The sequence below is a fragment of the Streptomyces noursei genome, from assembly GCF_001646665.1.
Classification (GTDB): domain Bacteria; phylum Actinomycetota; class Actinomycetes; order Streptomycetales; family Streptomycetaceae; genus Streptomyces; species Streptomyces lavendulocolor.
Map to the genome: position 1 here is coordinate 1 of NZ_LWBU01000382.1, position 16,951 is coordinate 16,951.

At 69.0% G+C, this 16,951-nt stretch carries 20 protein-coding genes and 1 pseudogene; 5 read left to right on the top strand and 16 right to left on the bottom strand.

Annotation, left to right across the window (positions count from 1 at the left end; genetic code table 11):
* From A4V12_RS39235 to A4V12_RS30195, 3 genes are all read left to right on the top strand, one after another.
* On the top strand, positions 1-327 hold a 327-nt coding region (locus tag A4V12_RS39235; protein WP_234372380.1), incomplete at its 5' end, for a hypothetical protein.
* Positions 328-394: 67 nt separating this feature from the next.
* Positions 395-817, top strand: a complete 423-nt coding sequence (locus A4V12_RS30190; RefSeq protein ID WP_064072649.1) for a hypothetical protein — start codon at positions 395-397, stop codon at positions 815-817.
* Between the two features lie 266 nt (positions 818-1,083).
* On the top strand, positions 1,084-3,381 hold the full coding sequence (locus A4V12_RS30195) for a peptidoglycan recognition protein family protein (RefSeq protein ID WP_107415547.1): 2,298 nt from the start codon (positions 1,084-1,086) through the stop codon (positions 3,379-3,381).
* A gap of 237 nt (positions 3,382-3,618) precedes the next feature.
* Here the strand turns inward: A4V12_RS30195 and A4V12_RS30200 are convergent, their stop codons facing one another.
* The 6 genes from A4V12_RS30200 to A4V12_RS30220 form a co-directional block, all read right to left on the bottom strand.
* The gene (locus A4V12_RS30200) at positions 3,619-4,464 is read right to left on the bottom strand and encodes a glycoside hydrolase domain-containing protein (RefSeq protein WP_064072650.1); all 846 of its coding nucleotides are present in this window, start codon (positions 4,462-4,464) and stop codon (positions 3,619-3,621) included.
* A gap of 714 nt (positions 4,465-5,178) precedes the next feature.
* Positions 5,179-5,409 carry a hypothetical protein gene (locus A4V12_RS37775; protein ID WP_234372381.1) on the bottom strand — a complete coding sequence of 77 codons (231 nt, stop codon included), beginning with the start codon at positions 5,407-5,409 and terminating at the stop codon, positions 5,179-5,181.
* Between the two features lie 15 nt (positions 5,410-5,424).
* The gene (locus A4V12_RS39240) at positions 5,425-5,997 is read right to left on the bottom strand and encodes a hypothetical protein (protein ID WP_064072651.1); all 573 of its coding nucleotides are present in this window, start codon (positions 5,995-5,997) and stop codon (positions 5,425-5,427) included.
* A 544-nt stretch (positions 5,998-6,541) separates the two neighbouring features.
* The gene (locus tag A4V12_RS37780; protein ID WP_159028959.1) at positions 6,542-6,712 is read right to left on the bottom strand and encodes a hypothetical protein; all 171 of its coding nucleotides are present in this window, start codon (positions 6,710-6,712) and stop codon (positions 6,542-6,544) included.
* A gap of 30 nt (positions 6,713-6,742) precedes the next feature.
* Complete coding sequence (locus A4V12_RS30215; RefSeq protein ID WP_234372382.1) at positions 6,743-7,366, bottom strand: hypothetical protein; 624 nt, start codon at positions 7,364-7,366, stop codon at positions 6,743-6,745.
* Positions 7,367-7,392: 26 nt separating this feature from the next.
* Positions 7,393-8,013, bottom strand: a complete 621-nt coding sequence (locus tag A4V12_RS30220; protein WP_079137472.1) for a hypothetical protein — start codon at positions 8,011-8,013, stop codon at positions 7,393-7,395.
* Between the two features lie 554 nt (positions 8,014-8,567).
* Between A4V12_RS30220 and A4V12_RS30225 the strand changes: the two genes are divergently transcribed.
* Positions 8,568-9,524 carry a hypothetical protein gene (locus A4V12_RS30225; protein WP_064072655.1) on the top strand — a complete coding sequence of 319 codons (957 nt, stop codon included), beginning with the start codon at positions 8,568-8,570 and terminating at the stop codon, positions 9,522-9,524.
* 402 nt (positions 9,525-9,926) lie between these two features.
* Here the strand turns inward: A4V12_RS30225 and A4V12_RS30235 are convergent, their stop codons facing one another.
* From A4V12_RS30235 to A4V12_RS30275, 9 genes and pseudogenes are all read right to left on the bottom strand, one after another.
* Positions 9,927-10,109: a hypothetical protein gene (locus tag A4V12_RS30235; RefSeq protein ID WP_064072657.1), complete on the bottom strand. Its 183-nt coding sequence runs from the start codon at positions 10,107-10,109 to the stop codon at positions 9,927-9,929.
* Positions 10,106-10,588, bottom strand: coding sequence for a hypothetical protein (locus tag A4V12_RS30240; RefSeq protein ID WP_064072658.1), 483 nt, complete (start codon positions 10,586-10,588; stop codon positions 10,106-10,108). Before A4V12_RS30240 ends, A4V12_RS30235 begins: the two co-directional genes overlap by 4 nt.
* Positions 10,588-10,791 (bottom strand): hypothetical protein, encoded by a 204-nt coding sequence (locus A4V12_RS30245; RefSeq protein WP_064072659.1) that lies wholly within the window; start codon positions 10,789-10,791, stop codon positions 10,588-10,590. The genes A4V12_RS30240 and A4V12_RS30245 overlap by 1 nt, the downstream gene beginning before the upstream one ends.
* 24 nt (positions 10,792-10,815) lie before the next feature.
* Positions 10,816-11,079 carry a hypothetical protein gene (locus A4V12_RS30250; RefSeq protein WP_064072660.1) on the bottom strand — a complete coding sequence of 88 codons (264 nt, stop codon included), beginning with the start codon at positions 11,077-11,079 and terminating at the stop codon, positions 10,816-10,818.
* Complete coding sequence (locus tag A4V12_RS30255) at positions 11,076-11,525, bottom strand: hypothetical protein (RefSeq protein ID WP_064072661.1); 450 nt, start codon at positions 11,523-11,525, stop codon at positions 11,076-11,078. The genes A4V12_RS30250 and A4V12_RS30255 overlap by 4 nt, the downstream gene beginning before the upstream one ends.
* Positions 11,522-12,199 carry a GGDEF domain-containing protein gene (locus A4V12_RS30260; RefSeq protein ID WP_064072662.1) on the bottom strand — a complete coding sequence of 226 codons (678 nt, stop codon included), beginning with the start codon at positions 12,197-12,199 and terminating at the stop codon, positions 11,522-11,524. Before A4V12_RS30260 ends, A4V12_RS30255 begins: the two co-directional genes overlap by 4 nt.
* A gap of 93 nt (positions 12,200-12,292) precedes the next feature.
* The gene (locus tag A4V12_RS30265; RefSeq protein WP_350498029.1) at positions 12,293-12,535 is read right to left on the bottom strand and encodes a hypothetical protein; all 243 of its coding nucleotides are present in this window, start codon (positions 12,533-12,535) and stop codon (positions 12,293-12,295) included.
* Between the two features lie 197 nt (positions 12,536-12,732).
* Positions 12,733-12,873: a hypothetical protein gene (locus A4V12_RS37785; RefSeq protein WP_159028960.1), complete on the bottom strand. Its 141-nt coding sequence runs from the start codon at positions 12,871-12,873 to the stop codon at positions 12,733-12,735.
* Positions 12,874-12,940: 67 nt separating this feature from the next.
* Positions 12,941-13,915: pseudogene (locus A4V12_RS30275) on the bottom strand (AAA family ATPase).
* A 760-nt stretch (positions 13,916-14,675) separates the two neighbouring features.
* Here A4V12_RS30275 and A4V12_RS30285 point away from each other — a divergent pair.
* On the top strand, positions 14,676-16,028 hold the full coding sequence (locus A4V12_RS30285) for a hypothetical protein (protein ID WP_064072664.1): 1,353 nt from the start codon (positions 14,676-14,678) through the stop codon (positions 16,026-16,028).
* 258 nt (positions 16,029-16,286) lie between these two features.
* On the opposite strand, the gene A4V12_RS30290 is transcribed toward A4V12_RS30285, so the two are convergent.
* Positions 16,287-16,844, bottom strand: coding sequence for a DUF6197 family protein (locus A4V12_RS30290; protein WP_064072665.1), 558 nt, complete (start codon positions 16,842-16,844; stop codon positions 16,287-16,289).
* Positions 16,845-16,951: the final 107 nt, after the last annotated feature.

The window sequence follows — 16,951 nt, forward strand, 5'->3', positions numbered from 1 at the left end:
GACCTCGACGGCAAACGCTGGGGCATCTTCGCGAAGGGCTGGAGGAAGCTGCGCAGCGGGTACCGCTCAACGCGGAACTTCTTCCGCTACACGCCGACCAAGTGGATGTTCTTCCAGAGGAAGCCGTGCCGATGGTTCTGCATGCGAGATGGCCGGCCGGCGTTCCACTGGGGTAACCACCAGAACCGTATCGAGTGGGACAAGCACAATGGATGGCACCACAACCGTGCTGGCAGCAGGAATCACTACAGCGTGAGACGCGGCCTGTGGAACGCGACCAAGGACGGGTTCCGCTGGACAGCGCGCTGGGCCATGCGCCGTCGCTGACGTTCTGCGCCTGCGGGGGCCGGGCTTCCATCCCGGCCCCCGTATCCCGCCAACCCACGAAGGAACCATGAAGTTCACCACTTCCACAGATGCGGACATGGAAATCTTCCTGTCCGTTGTCGGCAAACATTTGGGAGCGATCAGCGCTAAGGGGCTGATCGACCTCTACACGGATGAACCGATTGAGGATCCGGCGCCTCAGGAGGTCTACCAAAAGATGAGGGAGGAGGTCCTGGCCGAGCATGCTGGCAGCAAGGGCGACCACCTCATGGGGGTCCCGCTGGACTTCACCTCCGAAGCCGGCCTGCAGCGCTTTGCTCTGCTTGGCAACCGCACCATCGGCTGTGAGGCATACGTCGGCAAGAAGCTAGTGTTCACCTCCATCGAGAACGAACGCATCGTCTGGCTCGACGTCTCCGGTCCTGATGCGTCCTCGCTGGAGGAGGCCGCGCTGGCCGAAGGGGCGCGCAGCGTTCGTCGTCTGCCCTGATCGAAGCCAGCGTGTCACCGCCGACCTAATCAGCTGACGCTGGGAAACGGAACTCTGCGATTCGGGCGATCGAGTCGCAGAGTTCCGTGCACAGGGGCGGAAACAATGTGGGGCCGGGAGGCATACCTCCCGGCCCCACACAGGTGAGGAGCCTATCGCCAACATCGCGCGTCGGCCCGCATCGCAGTCCCTCCGGGGACGTCATGATCACAGTCGTAACGCAGCCCGCAATATTTGCGCCGGTTGCCGAGAATGAGTGGGGTTGCATGAAGCGGCGTCGGATATGGACAGCCGCGGCCATCGCGGTGGCCGGGCTGACAGGAGTACTGACGGTGCACGGGAACGGCTCGTCTGCCGGCGACTCGTCCGTGAACGGGAAGCCGGGGCCCGTCAAGGCGGAAGCTCGAGTTGCCCCCTTGCGGACCAGTGACGACCGCAGCAGCGCGGCGCTGGGACAACGTGATACCGAGCCGTTCAGCATGCTGGGAGTGACCTGGACCGATCCGGCGGCGAAAGTGGCCGGGGCGATCGAGGTACGCACGCGTGATATCCAGTCGGGGCAGTGGTCGAAGTGGCTGCGCCTGGACGGTGACAGCGGCCAGGGCGAGCGCGGTGCCGCACGCGGCGGCACCGAGCCCGCATGGGTCGGTCCTTCGGATGGCGTTGAGGTGCGGGTGAACGCGGGAGGTCAGTCCTCCGCCGGACTCCCCGCCGGTCTGCGCCTGGACATGGTTGACCCCGGCAAGGGCAGCGGGGAGGCCATGGGACCTGCGGCCTTCGCCGTCGAGGAGTCCAGTGGGCCGTCCCTTTCGTCGTCACCCGAACCCACAGAGCTGGAGTCCAGCACACCGGAGCAGACTCCGACGAGTGCACCAGAGACCGCGCCCAGCGAGGATCTGCCGACCGAGCCTGCGGTAAGCCAGTCGCCCACTCCTTCCGAGACCTCTCCGGAGCCGAGCCAGACACCCTCTGCGTCAGCGAGCGAGAGTGCGCCCACGACTTCCGCACCCACAGCGACGACTCCGCCGGCGCCCCCCTCTACCGCTCCGCGGCCGCCGGTTGTCTCGCGCGCCGACTGGGGAGCGGATGAGTCGATCAGCCCGGAGGAGCCGAGCTACCTGCCGGGCGGCAAGATCAAGGCAGTGGTCGTCCACCACACCGCCGAATCCAATAGCTACACCTGTGAGCAGGCCCCGGCGGTCGTACGCGGCATCTACGCCTACCACGTCAAGCAGCTCGGCTGGAAGGATCTCGGCTACAACTTCCTGGTCGACAAGTGCGGCACCGTCTACGAGGGCCGTAAGGGAGGTGTCGACCAGCCGGTGCAGGGCGCGCATGCCTACGGTTTCAACGCTGAGACGACCGGCATCTCTGTGCTGGGCACCTATACCGATGCCGCACCCTCGCAGGCAGCGATGCTGTCCGTCGCCAAGGTCGCCGCCTGGAAACTGGGACAGTATGGCGTCGACCCTACGAGCAGCATCACGCTCACCGCAGGCGACTCCGGCCGCAGCTACACCGGCAAGACCTGGTCCAAGGGGGCACAGCTGTCGTTCCCCGCCATCCACGGCCACCGGGACGGCTACAACACCCAGTGCCCCGGCAACGCCTTCTACGGGCAGCTGTCCACCATCCGTTCTTGGGCGGGCGGGCCGGTGACGGGCCTGGCCATCAAGTCGGTGACCGGCGCCGGACTGTCCGGCACGACGTACTACACCAAGGCCGATGTCACCGTGAGCTGGTCGGCCACCACTCCGGCCTCGTTGATCAAGCAGTACGACCTGCTGGTCGACGGCAAGCCCGTGATCAGGGCGGCGGCAACCGCTACGTCGGCCAAGACGACTCTCGCCGCTGGCAGGCACACGGTGGCCGTGCGCGCCACGCACCAGTCCGGCAAGCAGACCACCAGCGCCGCGGCAACCGTGGTCGCGGAGACCAGTGCCCCCTCCTTCACTGCCAAGCCGTCCCTGGCCCTGCGCGTCGGCACGGTGGATACCGCTGCGGTACCGGTGACGCTGAGCTGGAAGGCCACCGATGGCGCGGCCCTGAAGGAGACCAGGCTGACGACCCCGATGGCGAAGTCCTACGGTCCTACGCTGACCAGTGCCGGTCTCACCTCCAAGTCCGCCACCACGACGGCGTGGGGTATGACAGCGGTCGATTTCGCGGGGAACACGGCTACCGCCTCCGTGGCCGGCACTCCGGTGATCCTCCAGGAGACCTCGGCGGTCAGGTCCGGTACCTGGACCAGCAAGTCTTCCGCCAGCTACCTGGGTGGCACGTCGCTTTCCAGCTCCGCCAAGAACGCGTCCCTCACCTGGACCTTCACCGGACGCTCAGCCGCCTGGGTAGTCTCTCGCGCGTCCACCTCCGGTCAGGCCTACGTCTATGTCGACGGGGTGAAGGTGGCGACGGTGGACCTCAAGTCCGCCACTACCAAGTTCCGTGACGCCATCTGGACGAAGACGTGGAGCACCTCGGCTAAGCACACGATCAAGATCGTTGTCGTGGGTACCGCTGGTCGGCCAGCCGTCACCACCGACGGCCTTGCCTACCTCAAGTAGCTCTCACGTCTGAGCGCGGTTTCCGCAGCCGCGCCCTGCGGTCGTCTCCTCTGCCGCCGAAAGCCGACCGGCAGGGGGCCGCAGAGCAATCCGGACCGCGGACCGGAAAGGGGAGGGCCTGCCCAGGCCCGCCCCACGGGTCCACCTCTGGCCTGACGCAACAGTGCGGCCCTGTACCAGCGGAAGCTGGTACAGGGCCGCACTGCGTCACTCGCCGACATCCGGACCGACGGCCAACTACTTGGCGATGATCGCCACGGGGGCATCCCAGTCGTTTCGGTCGACGGTGAGCGTGACCCCGCCGATCGTCTCCTTGCGGTTGGCTGAGTACTGGTGGGCCCGGCGGTGGCCGGTCCACAACGTCGGATTCCACGCCCAGTCACGGGTGGTGGTCCTGACATCGTTCCAGTTGGCATACCAAAGGATGTCTGGCATGTCGGTACGGTCCGTCGCCGTGGCGACGGCGTGGGCGCTCGTGGACTTGAAGCCGTAGTAGCCGGCCCAGTACCCCTTGGCGTGCACAGCCCTGTTCCAGGCGCGCACATAGGACAGGACCGCGTTGTTGCACCCGCTGTTGTTGATGTCGTACGGCTCCATGTCCAGGTAAAGCGGGCTTCCCGGCTTCATCCCGAGCGCACCGGCCTTGGCCACGGCATCAGCTCCATTGGCCGCACCTTGAGAAGCGGCGGTCGATGCCGCGATCTTTTCGGGGCTACGACCCGTCTGGCACGGGGGCTGCGCCCCGACATAGAGCGGAATCAGCTTCCAGCCGGACGCGGAGACGGACTTGACCCATGAAGGCGTCAGCTGAGGCTGCGCACAGCCTCTGTTCTTCCCGCCCATGTAAACGGCGATCGCACCGTAGAAGGAGGACGTCTTCCATGCCTTCATGGCTGAGAGAGAGGGGGCGGTGCACGTGTCGAAGGCTCGGCCCGAGTACAGGGACGGCGCGGGTAGCTTGGGAGCCGCAGTCGTGGTGGTGGAGACGGCGGTAGCGGTCAGCGCGCCACCTGCGGCAACGGTGACGCCGGCAACGGCCCAGGCGATCGTGCGCTTCCGCTTGGACAGGCGGTGTTTGGACATGTAAGGGGAGATTCCTCGCTGGAGAGCTGGTCAGGCGGGGATCGCCTGTGTCCGCGGGGTGGGCCGCCGAGTTCGCTGGCCGACGTACTACCGCCAGAAGCACCCTTGGCCGGAACCTGACAGACAGCCAGATTGTACTCGACAGGCTTCTCCTGCTCACGAACGGAGAAGCGCTCCTGGGGTCGAGCGGGATCAGTCCTCGACTGAGTTGACGACCCCGGGAGACGTCTGGCGTCGATAGCCGTCCCCGCATGCATTTTTCGACGGGCAGGAGCGCTGTCCGGCAGGGCGCAGCCTGCCGCCGCCACCCTCGCAACTGGTGCCGGTGACTGCGCGAGCCGGATTGGCTGCAGGTTCATTGCGACATGGATCCCTGTACCCGGGGGCCGACTGTGCTGCTGCGTGCCCGGGGCGAGGGTGCGCATGCCCGATGCACGGACCCCTCACGGCCAGGTCGTAGGTCAGACCGGGGGCCAGGGCTGCGGGCCGTGCATGGCGGGGAGCACAGCGCGAGCTGTCGACAATGGCCTGCCCTCGGGGGAGGGGACGATGGAGGCGTGGCCGAGGCTTCAGGGGGAGCCGGCAGAGACGTTTGGCGAGGGACGCCAAGAGCGTCACCGTTCGACGCGCTAGGTCTGCCGTGTAGGGGAGATGGTTGCCGTCAGGCGTGGGGGTTTACGGCTGTTGCCGTAAACCCCCACGCGTTCGTCGGGTTCAGGCACCCGTATCGTCAGTGGGACCGGAAGTGGCACGGTGGCGGCGGTATCGTGCGGCCGCTAGCAGTCCGATGACCACGCCCGGGATGATGAAGAAGAGTCCGTTGACCGTTTCTTCACGTCCGTCGAGCGACACGGCCCAGAGTACGGCTAGAAGGAATGCGCTTGCCGCACTTACCGACACAAAAAGTGCCAGTTCGGTCCACCAATTCCTGGAGCTGTATGCCATGTCATCCATGATGGCTCATGAAGTGATGGAGTGGCACTGCACAGCGCGGCGCTTGCCGTTGACGAAGAGCTGAGCGCAGGCCTTGCCGTAGTGAGCCAGGGTGTGGTCCTTGGCCACATTGAACGAGTTGACGGTACCGCTGCGGCAGGGCGAGTTGAGCGGACCGCGCGTGATCTTGTACGTCTTCCCGGCCGTGTTGGCGTAGTGGAACTCAAGCCGGGTGTTGCAGAACTTTGCAAGGAGAGCCGATGGCCCTACGCAGTCGACGCCCGCCTTCTGGTTGGTGATTGTCTTCCCTCCGCCCTTGATGACGTGCGTCAGTGCGCAGCCAGTGGGGATGGAGATGGTCAGGCCGCCGACCTGATACTGGAAGGTTTCGATCGGTGATGAGCCGGCGGCCCCTCGAGTCGTCGCGCCCTCCGGGTCTCCTGGCACGTCCTCGATCACCAGGTCGTCGGTGAACTCCTCACCGGAATAGTCGGAGGGTATGTCGGTGTCGGTGCCGTTGAAGGCGCTAGCCGGAGCCCCACCTGCGATCAGCAAGACGGTGGCCGAAATAGCTATGGCCGAGATTAAACTCTTACGCACGCTTCCCCCTGCGGGTCAGGACTTGGTCGCCAAGAACCTATGCAGGTTGAATCACGCATGACAAGAGAATAATCTTGTTCGCGAAAATTGCGGCTAGCGGAGTTCATTACGTCTGGCAAATGATTGCCGCTTCATGCGGCGTTTTCTCGCAACCTCATTGAGCTCTAAGCACCCCTGCAGCAGGCGCAGGAACGAGCGCACAACGTGCCGCAGCCTGATTGAGCCAGTTTCTGTTCGGGACCCGAGGGGCCGCGGCGCCGACACCGCCCGGCTCAGGCAACAGGCGGCTGCGTTTCCCGAGTCGCCGCGATGGATCCGGACGGGCCTCTCCGCAGTGCGTTCTGGCCAGCCGTCTGACACCCACCACATGACGCAGGCGACGCTTCTTGCCGTCATACAGGGCAGCGTCGGCGCCCCGCTGAAGCGCGCTCAGGTCGCGGGAGCAGACCGCATCCGGAGTGGTGGCGGCGCCGACGCCGACCGAGGCGGCGACATCTACCACCTGGCCGTCATCCAGGACGACCCGGGGTGCGCAGCATGGAGATCAGCTGCGCGAGGCGCTCCTCGCGGCGGTCAGCGGGCAGGTCCAGGACGACTGCCAACTGGTCGCCGCCGAGCCTGCGGAGCGCAGCGCGCGGCCCGCCCAGGTGGCGAGGACGGTGTCGCCGGCCAGGCAATGATCTGAAGAGGGCGCGCCACCCGGCTGATCATCCATACTCAGACCTGCCGTGCCGCATCCAACCGGCTAGCCCGCAGGCCAATGTGGGTTCGGCGTGCCGTCATCGCTCATGTGCGCCCGCTGCCAGATCCCTTTCCAGTTGAACGTGGTCTCCGGGACGAACCGGTGCCGCTGTCCGCACGGGCATGGCGCCAGCACCCACGCGCACTCACGGCACAGCTCCACCCATCCGTGCCCAGTTGAGCTCAGCACGGGCAGCCCCTCTTCCCCACAAGCCCGGCAGCCAGGCGGCTGGGCGCCGTCCAGAATCGTGTTCTGTCGCCGGACGTACTCGGGCAGCCGCAGCGACGGGTGGCGAAACGGATCTTCGTACCAGGCGCGGTTCGGGCTTTCCCACCAGCTCCGCAGCCACCACGGTCGCGGGTCTGGTACGGCCCGCTGCCCGGCCTGCTTCTCTGCCCGGCGTTGCGCGGCGTATTCCTCCGCTCGCGCGAGCCACAGCGCCCTCGCCTCGTGCAGTTCCTCTACTGCCCGCACCAGGGCATCCGGGTCCGCCTCCAGCCGTCGGGGGATCGCGGCGCTGAGCGTGAGGTGGTGGTACGTCGCCCGTAGACCGTAAGGAGCAAAAATGGTGAGGCAGGTCCGCAGCGCGCTGTGCCGCCGGTGGAGGGGGAGGTTGTCGTCGTGCACGCGCGTTCGGTGGGTCGGGAAGCTGGTCATGGTGTGGGCGCCAGGTCCAGTGCCCGTGACAGGGCGGCGGTGGCGGCGGCAGCGTGGGCCGGCAGGTGTTGCTCGGCCCAGGTCCCGGCGAGGTTGAGGAAGTCCTGCAAATCCTGCTGGGCGCCGGCGACGAGCTTGCGTACCTGGTCTACCGACAGCTCGATCACCGGGCTGCCGTCGGTCCCGTGGGCATCGAGCGTGAGCCGGACCATGTCGTTGACGCGTTCGGCCACCGAGAATGGATCGTCGCCGAAGTAGGCGTAGCCGGTACCGTCGAGCACCTCCAGCCAGTCCCGCCAGCCTTCCAGGCCGCTGCAGCAGCCAGGCTGGACCAAGACGGTGTCGGTGGCGTTGTCAGTTACCCGGAACCCGCCAGCGGCGACCAGATCAGGCATGGTGAGCAGCCCGTGCAGGAAGATGCCGAGTGGGTCGGTCGGGCACGGCCCGTGCTCCTCATCCGGCTCGAAGTCGTTGCAGTCGGCGATCTGCCTGACCGCCGTGCCGACCTCAGCCGGAGTGAGCTCCCCGTTCAATACGAGGTAGCCATACGCTTTCTGCTCGCCAACCGGCCCCAGCGCGAAGGCGTCGGTGGCGGATATCTCCAGAACGGGTTGCATCACGATCACACGGGGATGATGCCGGACCCACTGATGTACCGCCACGGGCTTTCCGCTGGCGTCGGGCTCGGAGCGGGCCCGCTACCTGGGCAGTTTCACGGTGCGCTCAGGGCAGGCGGTGCCGACATAGCGTATGGCGGTCTGCGCGGTGATCCCGAAAAGCCGCGTCAGGGCGGCGCTGTCGCCGTGGCGGGACGTGTCCGTCGAGTACGGGCCCATTCAACTCCTTCCACAGCCTCGCTGCCAACCTGCAGGACGACAGGGGCCACGAGCTCCCGAGCCATTGCGGGACAGCCCTTAGTGTCACCAGTGCCGGACAGGTGAACGGGCGGCACCGGTCCCGCGCCAGAGGCATTGCCCGTGCTCTGTACGATGCGGTCGCTCGACAGATGTCCCGAGGGACCTCACGGGCCGTCATGCCCCCAGCGCCAGAGAAGACACCGCCCATGCGCCGCCCGCCTACTCCTTCCCCTCCATCGCCGTACCCGGCCGCTCCCCGCACCCGGTGGTGGCTGACCATCCGTGCCCGTATCGGCTTCTTCCTCGCTGTTCCCGTGCTGGGGCTTATCAGCCCGTACTTGGGCTTCGCGGTGATGGTCGTCGCGATCGTCTCGGTCTGGAAGGACACGTCCTGGAGCAAGGGCGTGAAGGTGGCCGCCACAGTTGCGGCGTTTGCTCTTCTCGGGTCGGTCGCCCCGGAGCCCGAGGACCAGAGCGGGGGCACCGTGGCGCCAGCGGACGGGAAAGCCACGGTAGGCGCGGGCACGGTGAACATTCCGGCCCGGACTGCGCCGATGTCCCCGCCGTCACCGACCTCGAGGCCCCGCCCTGCAGCGAAGGACTACCGGGGGATGTCTCTGGACGACGCACGGGAAGCTGCGGAGGCCGCCGGTTTCGGTGTGGACGAGCACGACGCGTCGGACGAGGACAAGAGCATCATGATGCGGCTCAACTGGACCGTCTGTTTCCAGCGCACTGGCTGGACCTCGTCCGGCACAAGGGTGATCGACTTCGGCGCTGTGAAGAAGGGCGCCCCGTGTCCCCGGGAGGACGGGGGTGCGATCCCGTGGCCGACGATGCCGGACCTGGTCTGGAAGACGTGGAGGACAGCGCACAAGGAGGTCGCCGCTCTTGGGACCGTCCCGTCCGACCACATCATGGCGTCCACGGCGTACGTCAACGACCAACTGCCCGACGAGGGTGAGTACGACGACTGGCGGGTGTGCGTGACCGACCCGGCCAAGGGCGGGGATGTCACCGTCGACATGTGGGTGACCATTGGACTGACCCACCCGGACAACGGCTGCCCCGACCCCGGCAGGGACGACGGCGACCGGCCGAGCCTGCCTGACCGGGACGATGACGGCGACCCCGACTACCACGACCCGTTCCCCGGTGACCGGCGCCGCAACAGCTCTTACCCGGATGGGCTGCCGAGCGGGTCGGGCGATTCATCAGACGGTAGCGGAGGGGGAGGAGGCTGGAACTGCCCCCGGACCCGCTGGTGCTGACGTAGCTCGCGCCAGGTGCGGAACCACCGGTGCCCTGGAGCGTGTCCGGTTCCCCGTTTCCGTTCGCGGCGGCGAGCAGGCCGGTGAGGTCGTGCACGGCGTCGTCGACGATGCGGGCCGCGCCGGCGTCGCCAGGATGTAGTCGCACACGCCGTGTCCCGTCCGGTCTGGCGGGCGAGGACGTCGGCCAGGGCAGGGTCGTCCGGCGGGTTCAGCGGGGCGCGGGTGCGGTTGATGGACAGGACGGCGGGCGGTGGCGCGCGGGCGGCGGGTCCTGCCAGCGGGCGGCCGAAGGAGTCGACGAACACGTCGTACGTCACGGGCCTCCAGGCCTCGCAGTAGGGATCGAGCGCCGCCCCGGGCCGGGAAGGCGGGGCGGGGTGGCGCTCGAGGTGGCGGGTACTACTGGGTGGGGGTGTCGGTGACCACGAGGAACTGGTCGCTGCTGAGGTTCATCACGACGCGGGCGGCGATGCCCTGATCGCGCTGGGCGGCGGCGTATTCGTCGGCGGGCCAGGAACCGCGGGGGTGGCCGCCCGGGAACCTCTCCAGGACGGTGCGCTGCACGGGGACGGTGGTCGTCATCGCAGGCCGCCGTTCTTGTAGGCGCCGATGAGGTCGCTGATGGCGTCGGCGGTGCCGGCCTCGCCAACCCAGTGGCCCGACGCGGTGAACACCGGGACCTGGTCGCGGTCAGCGTCGAAGACGACGACGTAGTTCCCGAACCGCTCCAGCACGAGGCCGTAGACCACAGGGGCCGGCGCGGCCTTGAGGACCTCCAGACCGTCGACGGCGAAGCAGGCCGGGGCCTGGGGGTCGTCGGGCTGGACGAGCGTGCCGGTGACCCGAAGAAGGTCGCCGGGCTGGATCTCGCGCAGCAGCACGTCGGCGATGTGCGGGTCTCCGGTGGTGCAGGCGTACACGGTGTCCGGGGCGTCGGGCGCGAGGGTGTCCGCGTCGGTGGGGGAGTGGATCAGGTCGAAGCGGGCGGTGCCCCAGCTGGGGCCGGGGGCCGGGATCGCGTCGACGTAGCCGTCTATGGCCAGGTGCGTCTGGGGGTTCATCAGCTGGCCTCCGCCAGGGTCTCGGTGGAGCGAGGGGAGCGGGGTCGGGGGGTGCGCTGCGCGAGGACCAGGAGCTCGCGGTTGCGCTGGCGCTGTGCGTCGGTGAGCGGGCGGGCCTTGGCGCCGTGGCGGTGCCAGAGCGGGGAGGCCGGCGGCTCGGGGTAGGCGAGGGTGTGGTCGACGTCGGGCTGGGTGCTGCTCATGGGGGCCTCCGTCGGGAGGTGATGTCAGGCGTGGTCGGTCGTCTGGCCGCCTTTGGGCGGGTCCGAGACGAACTCGGTCTCGCCGGGGTGCGCCGCGTTCCAGAGCTCCGGGCAGATCTTGTGGTCGGGCTCTTTGGCGTGGGACCTCAGCGGGGTGGTGCCGCACAACGCGCACGGGGCGGGCGGCCCGAAGTACGAGGAGTGACGCCGGTTCAGAAGCTGAACCGGCGCCACGGGCTGCTCGGGCGGTGTGGGCACCGGGTGCAGGTGGCGGCGCCGGGCGGTCACGGCCGCAGGTGCGGGAGCTGCTGGAGGACCTGGTCGACCAGATCCTCGGTGGGCCGCCAGGGGCCGAGCTGCCCGCGCGCCGGGATCGGTAGAGCGAGGGCCTGGACGTCGCTGATCTCCAGATGCCACGCCCCGGGCTGCGCGAACTCGGTGCAGGGCGGGGAGCCGTCCGGGTCCTGGTGGCAGCCGGTCAGCCGGGCGACGCCGATCACGGCGCCGGTCGGCAGCTCGCGGCCGCGGACCGTGCGGGCGATCAGCGGCACGCGCAGGGTGGGACGGTCGATCTGCTGGCTCGTGTGCAGCATGAGCCAGCCGCGCCACGACCACGCGCGGGGCCTGTTCTCGATCGTCTTGGCCCCGGCGAGGATGCAGGCGGCGTACGGCTGCTTGACGCTGATGCCGCGGATCCAGTCGCCGCCCGCCGGCGGAAAGTGCGCGGTGCTCATGCCGCTCGCCCCCACACGGCCGTGCCCGGCCTGCCCGCGCGGCGCCCGTTGACGGACGGCACGGCGGCGTGCGCGGTGGTCGCCAGGAACGCGCGGCCCGAGTGCTTGCCGTCGTACAAAGCGGCGTCGGCCGCCCTCTGCAACGCGGACAGGTCGTAAGAGCCGACGGTGTCCGGGGTGGCAGCGCCGACCGAGGCGGCGACGTCGACGGTACGGCCGTCGCCCAGGGCGACCGGGGTGTGCAGCATCCGTACCAGCTGCTCCAGGTGGCGCCCGCGGCGGTCGGCGGGCAGCTCCAGGACCACGGCGAACTCATCGCCTCCAAGCCGGCCGACCGCAGCGCGCGGGCCCGCCCAGGCCGTGAGGCGGGCCGCGATCGACGCGAGGACGGTGTCGCCCGCCGCGTGCCCGAGCCGGTCGTTGATCTCCTTGAACCGGTCGGCGTCGACCATGACCACGGCCGCGGCGTCGCCGTGGCGGGCCAGGAGCCAGCGGGCGCGGACGGTGTAGGCGTCGCGGCGCAGCAGGCCGGTCAGCGGGTCCTTCCGCGTGGCGGCGAGCTGCTTGTGCAGCGCAACGGCGTGGATCGCCCAGCCGGTCAGCGGCACGGCAGCGGTGGTGATCAGAAGGGTGCGCGGGCCGAACCGGCCCGAAGCGTGCAGGACGGAGTCCATACTGAGGATCTCCCTCTCGTCTCGTACGGGTTGGGAAGGCCCGGGGCAGGCGAACTGGTTTGGACGCCGATGTGCGCCTGTCCCGGGGCGGATCTACAGCTCGAAGTCGCCGTCGTCGGCGCGGGTCCAGCTGTACGGGTCGTTCCAGCGGCCGGCGGTCGCCGCTTTCCACTCGAGTTCCCAGCCGGGCCGGTAGCCGCGCGCCGTCCAGCCGTCCGGCCGCCTGCCGGGGACCTCGAGGCCGGCCTGCCGTGCGGCGACGGCCTGGTCGTAGACCTCGTGGGCGATCCGTACGGCGGCGCTGCGGCTGTCGGCGTGGCCGGTGAAGACGTGCACACCGCGCAGCCCGGCGGTGTTCCTTATCGGGACGTCGACCTAGTAGAGGGGGAGCAGGGTCATGACGCCCATCTCCTTTCGTTCTTCTCGGCGGTGAGGGACCACCGCGACCGCCCCGGCCTCCGTCGAACGGGGCCGGGCGGCACGGAAGGCCATCACCCGCTACGGCGGGTCTCCTTCGGCGTGCGGGGTTCGGATCAGAAGTCGAGCTGGATCGTGATGGGCCTGCGGCGGTCGCCGTAGTCACGGCGGGGGTCGTGGACGGTGCGGTGGTGCACGGTGAGGCCCGCCGCGCCGCCCTGGACCGGGATGCGGCACACTCGGCGCAGCCGTGCCACCACTCGTCCCCGGCCGGGAGTTCGGCCGGGGTGAGCGGGTGCGGGTTCGGGCCGTCGGCGGCGCGGCTCATTCGCGGACCGCCGCGGCGTACTGCTCTTCCAGGTCGGCGCGGCCATCCGCGTCGTCGTCCATGCTGGCCGCGTGGTCGTCGGCTTCTTGGCCGATGTCGTCGTAGCCGCCGTGGACGGTGCAGACGATGTCGTCGCGGTAATCCAGGTCGCCGGTGAGCGCGCGGTGCAGGCAGGTGACGCTGTAGGCCGGCGTCCAGGCGGGGCTGCTGCACTCGGGGTCGAACGGGCACGGCACGGCAATGTCGAACCCGATGTCGCCCTCGCCGTCGACGTCCAGGCGCAGGGCGAGGGTGAGGACCTGCTGGCCGAGGCGGATCTCGCCGACGCGGTCGCCGCCGGCGATGTCGGAGTCGTCGTTCCACCGCCACATCGGCAGGATCTCCTCGCCGAAGAAGCGGCGTACGAGGAGCAGGTGGCCCAGGCCGTCGCCGCCGTCCAGACCTAGGTCGGCCTGGCGGGCCGCGCTCAGCCGCCGCAGGTACGGCTCCAGCCGGTTCAGGTCGTGGGCGAAGAGGACCTGGGTGAAGCCCTCCCTGGCGATGCTCTAGTGGGAGAAGGTCATCGCCTCGTGCTGGCGCCGGACGACGTCGTCGGGCACGCGCCGGTTGGCCGGGCGCGGCCCTTGCCGCTGGAGGCACAGCGATAGCGGCGTGGAGACGACGACGGCGACCGTCGGCACGCCGTACTTCTTCGCCGTCATCACCAGCTCGACCCTGACGGCCTCTTCGACGTTGGTGGCGTCGACGACGGTGTTCAGGCGGCGGGCCATCCGGCGTTCCAGGATGAGCTTGAGCACGTCGGCGGCGTCGGCGGTGGCGGCCTGATTGCCCAGGTCGTCGCTAACCGTGCCCCTCAGAGCGTCGAGGGAGAGGACCTGGGAGGCCGGCCAGGTGCTGGCCAGGGTGCTCTTCCCGGCGCCGCTGGCGCCGATCAGCATGACGAGCGCGTTCTCCGGAAGCTGCGGGTGCATCTGACTCACGTGTCGTCTCCTTGCGGTTCGAGGGCGCGGGCGGCCCAGGTCATGCGCTGCCCGGCGCTTTCGGTGATCAGGGCGGCGGCCTCGTGCAGAGAGCAGGAGGCGACGCCGTCGCGGTAGGGCCGGCGGGCAGCGGTGCTGACGAGCTGAGCGAGCGCGGGGAAGAGGCCGCGGGGGACGTCGATGTCCTCCTGGAGCTCGCGCAGGATCTCGGCGAGCTCGGGAGCGCCAGGCAGGTCGTCAGGTCAGCGGGCGGTACGGGCGCGGAACTGGAGGAGGCGGGCGGCCCACTGCCGCAGCCGGTCGAGGCGGGTGGGGGGGGTGTGCCGCCAGGCGGTGGGGAAGACGCCGTCCACTGGTGAAGAGTCGGTTCCAACCTCGCGCTATTCGCTGGGCTGGACGACTCCTTCGGTCACCGGCAGGGGCAGAGACAGTCGGGAACAGCCAGTGGGAGCGGACCGCCTCGGTAGGAAAGGCCGCGTGGTCGGCGCGGTGCCGGAGCCAGACGCGCGGCGAGGACACCGACGTGGGCGGCGAGTGCGCCGCCGTTCCCGGCTGCGCCCGGTGACAACGAGATCACTTTTCCCCGCGTGACTGCTCGCGGTCGTTTTTCGCCAGAATGCGCGTCTCCTGAGCCAATGGGTGACTACATGTAGTCACCGAGCTGCCCTCTGTGCACATCCTGGATCTGCCGGGATCTTGGAGTCATGAGCCCGGGCAGGCCGGTACGACACACGCCACTGGAGGGTCGCTCATGGCCATCGATCAGTCCACCGAGTCCCAGGACAGCGCGCCGCAGAACAGCGGGCTCTACGACACGCCGCCGCCGGAGTTGGCGGAGAAGGCGGAGCGCGCGCGCAAGGAGCTGGAGGCGCTGGGCGCCACCGTGGACTTCAAGGCGAAGTGGTGGGGGTTCGAGGTTCACCTGAACCAGGCGGCGGTGGACGCGTACCTGGAAATCAAGGACCTCCTCGCAGACGTCCTCGGTGAGATGCTCAAGGAGCCCCTCTCATCGCTGGTCACCCTGGCGGCCATGGCGCAGAAGGTCTGGGTGCAGGCGGTGTCGAGGGGGTATGGCTGCAAGCTGGTCTCGCCATGGGTCTCACCGACGATGCTCATCCCGATCGCTGTCAATCCCGCCGAGGACCCCAACTTGTGGTGGACGGTGTTCGGCCGGAATCCGGATACTGGTCGCTTTCAGTGGAACGAGGACACCATGTTCCCGGGCCACGCCAGCGCCGCGAACCCGGCGGCGGCGGTGTTCAACGGCCGTCTCATCGTCGTCCACCGGGGTCACGGCAACGGCGACCAGCAGCTGTGGTGGACCGAGTTCGATCCGGACAACGGCTGGTCCGAGGACAAGCAGTTCCCGGCCCACTCCAGCGCTGCCGGCCCGGCTCTGGCCGTATACGAAGGGAAACTGCACTGCGTCCACCGGGGCCACGGGAACGACACCCAGCTGTGGCACACCACCTTCAACGGCAGCAGCTGGTCCCAAGACCAGCGGCTCGGCGCCCACTCCAGCTCTGTCGGCCCGGCCCTGGCGGTGTACGACGGGAAACTGCACTGCGTCCACAAGGGCGCCAGCTCTGACAGCCAGCTGTGGCACACCACCTTCGATGACAACCGCTGGTCCGAAGACCGTCGGCTCCCCACCCACTCCACAGCCTCGAACCCGGCCCTAGCGGTGTACGGCGGCAAGCTCCACATGGTCCACCGCGGTAGCGGCAACGACACCTCCCTGTGGCACACCACCTACACCACCAGTGGTGGCTGGACCACAGACAACCGGTTCCGCGCCCACTCCAGCCTGGAAGGGCCCGGTCTGGCGGTCTTCGACAACAAGCTCTTCTGCGTCCACCGCGGACATGGAAGTGCCGACCAGAAGCTGTGGTGGACCACCTATCAGAGCGGCAGCCCCTGGACCGACGACCAGCAGTTCCCCGGCCACACCAGCGGCGCCGGACCAGCCGTGGTCGTCTACCGGGACAAGAACGGCACGCAAAACCAACTCATGGTCATCCACCGCGGCTACGGCAAGCGCGCCGCCGGCACCGACAGCGCCGAAGTGCATGCCCGGATCGCTGCCGAGGAAGGCGCCAGCTGATCACCCGCACTCCCGCCGACCGGCCCTGATCGCCGGTCAGCGGGAGCGCCCCCGCGCCGGTCTTCCGTGGCTGTGACCCATCCGGCGGCACGGGCGGGGGTTGTGCTGACCGTTGATGGGCTTGTCGTCGTGCTGCATGGCGGGGCGACTCCCTCGCTCGGGTTCGTGTGATGGGTGGTGGTGCGCAAGCCGGACGGCTTGGCCCGCACCCGAGCGTGAGAGGGTTCGGATGCGAGGCAGGTGGTCCGAAGCAGGGGGTCAGAGGCCGCGGGCGTCGGCGAGGCTGGCGGCCTGGTCGAGCATTCGCATGGGGACGCGGCCGGAGCCGTGGGCGTCGTTGAAGGACGGCACGGAGTCGACGTGCTCGCCGAACGTGCGGCGGATCGCGTCCAGGAGCACGGAGGCGGCGTCGGCTTCCAGGCCGCTGTTGCCGCCGGCCTCGGCGCGGATGGCTCCGAGCAGGCAGTGGGCGCCGTCCTCGTCGGCCAGGGCGCCGGAGCACCAGCCGCCGGTAAGCAGGCGGTGGTGGGCGCGCTGCAGCAGGGCCGCGACCGGGGTCGGGTAGGGCTCGGACGGCGGCTGGAGCGTCGGGGTCAGCGGGACGGTGAAGACGTCGGCCAGGTCCACGGGCTCGGTCTCGATGTGCGCCGTGTTGACCGCGTGGGCGACGGCCGCTTCGTTCAGGCGCGCGGTCATCTCCATGTTCACGAGGGTGAGGCGTTCCTCGAGGGTCAGTGCCGTTGGTGGCGCGGTGGCGGCCTGGCGGGTGGTCGGGGCGGGAGGGTCTATCGCGGGGGAGGGGGCGGTGTCGGGCATGGCGGGCTCCAAGCGGGAACGCGAAGGGCGCCGCCGGGTTGTCTCCGGCGGCGCCCTTCGGCGTCGTGCAGCGGGGGAGGGACGCGCTAGCGCGTGTCTCTTTGATG

Coding starts and splice junctions, on each gene's coding strand:
- A4V12_RS30195 (WP_107415547.1), top strand. CDS start 1,084: ATGAAGCGGCGTCGGATATGGACAGCCGCGGCCATCGCGGTGGCCGGG.
- A4V12_RS30285 (WP_064072664.1), top strand. CDS start 14,676: ATGGCCATCGATCAGTCCACCGAGTCCCAGGACAGCGCGCCGCAGAAC.
- A4V12_RS37775 (WP_234372381.1), bottom strand. CDS start 5,409: ATGGCATACAGCTCCAGGAATTGGTGGACCGAACTGGCACTTTTTGTG.
- A4V12_RS30235 (WP_064072657.1), bottom strand. CDS start 10,109: ATGACGACCACCGTCCCCGTGCAGCGCACCGTCCTGGAGAGGTTCCCG.
- A4V12_RS30190 (WP_064072649.1), top strand. CDS start 395: ATGAAGTTCACCACTTCCACAGATGCGGACATGGAAATCTTCCTGTCC.
- A4V12_RS30220 (WP_079137472.1), bottom strand. CDS start 8,013: ATGCAACCCGTTCTGGAGATATCCGCCACCGACGCCTTCGCGCTGGGG.
- A4V12_RS37780 (WP_159028959.1), bottom strand. CDS start 6,712: ATGGATGATCAGCCGGGTGGCGCGCCCTCTTCAGATCATTGCCTGGCC.
- A4V12_RS30200 (WP_064072650.1), bottom strand. CDS start 4,464: ATGTCCAAACACCGCCTGTCCAAGCGGAAGCGCACGATCGCCTGGGCC.
- A4V12_RS30240 (WP_064072658.1), bottom strand. CDS start 10,588: ATGAACCCCCAGACGCACCTGGCCATAGACGGCTACGTCGACGCGATC.
- A4V12_RS30290 (WP_064072665.1), bottom strand. CDS start 16,844: ATGCCCGACACCGCCCCCTCCCCCGCGATAGACCCTCCCGCCCCGACC.
- A4V12_RS30255 (WP_064072661.1), bottom strand. CDS start 11,525: ATGAGCACCGCGCACTTTCCGCCGGCGGGCGGCGACTGGATCCGCGGC.
- A4V12_RS30245 (WP_064072659.1), bottom strand. CDS start 10,791: ATGAGCAGCACCCAGCCCGACGTCGACCACACCCTCGCCTACCCCGAG.
- A4V12_RS30260 (WP_064072662.1), bottom strand. CDS start 12,199: ATGGACTCCGTCCTGCACGCTTCGGGCCGGTTCGGCCCGCGCACCCTT.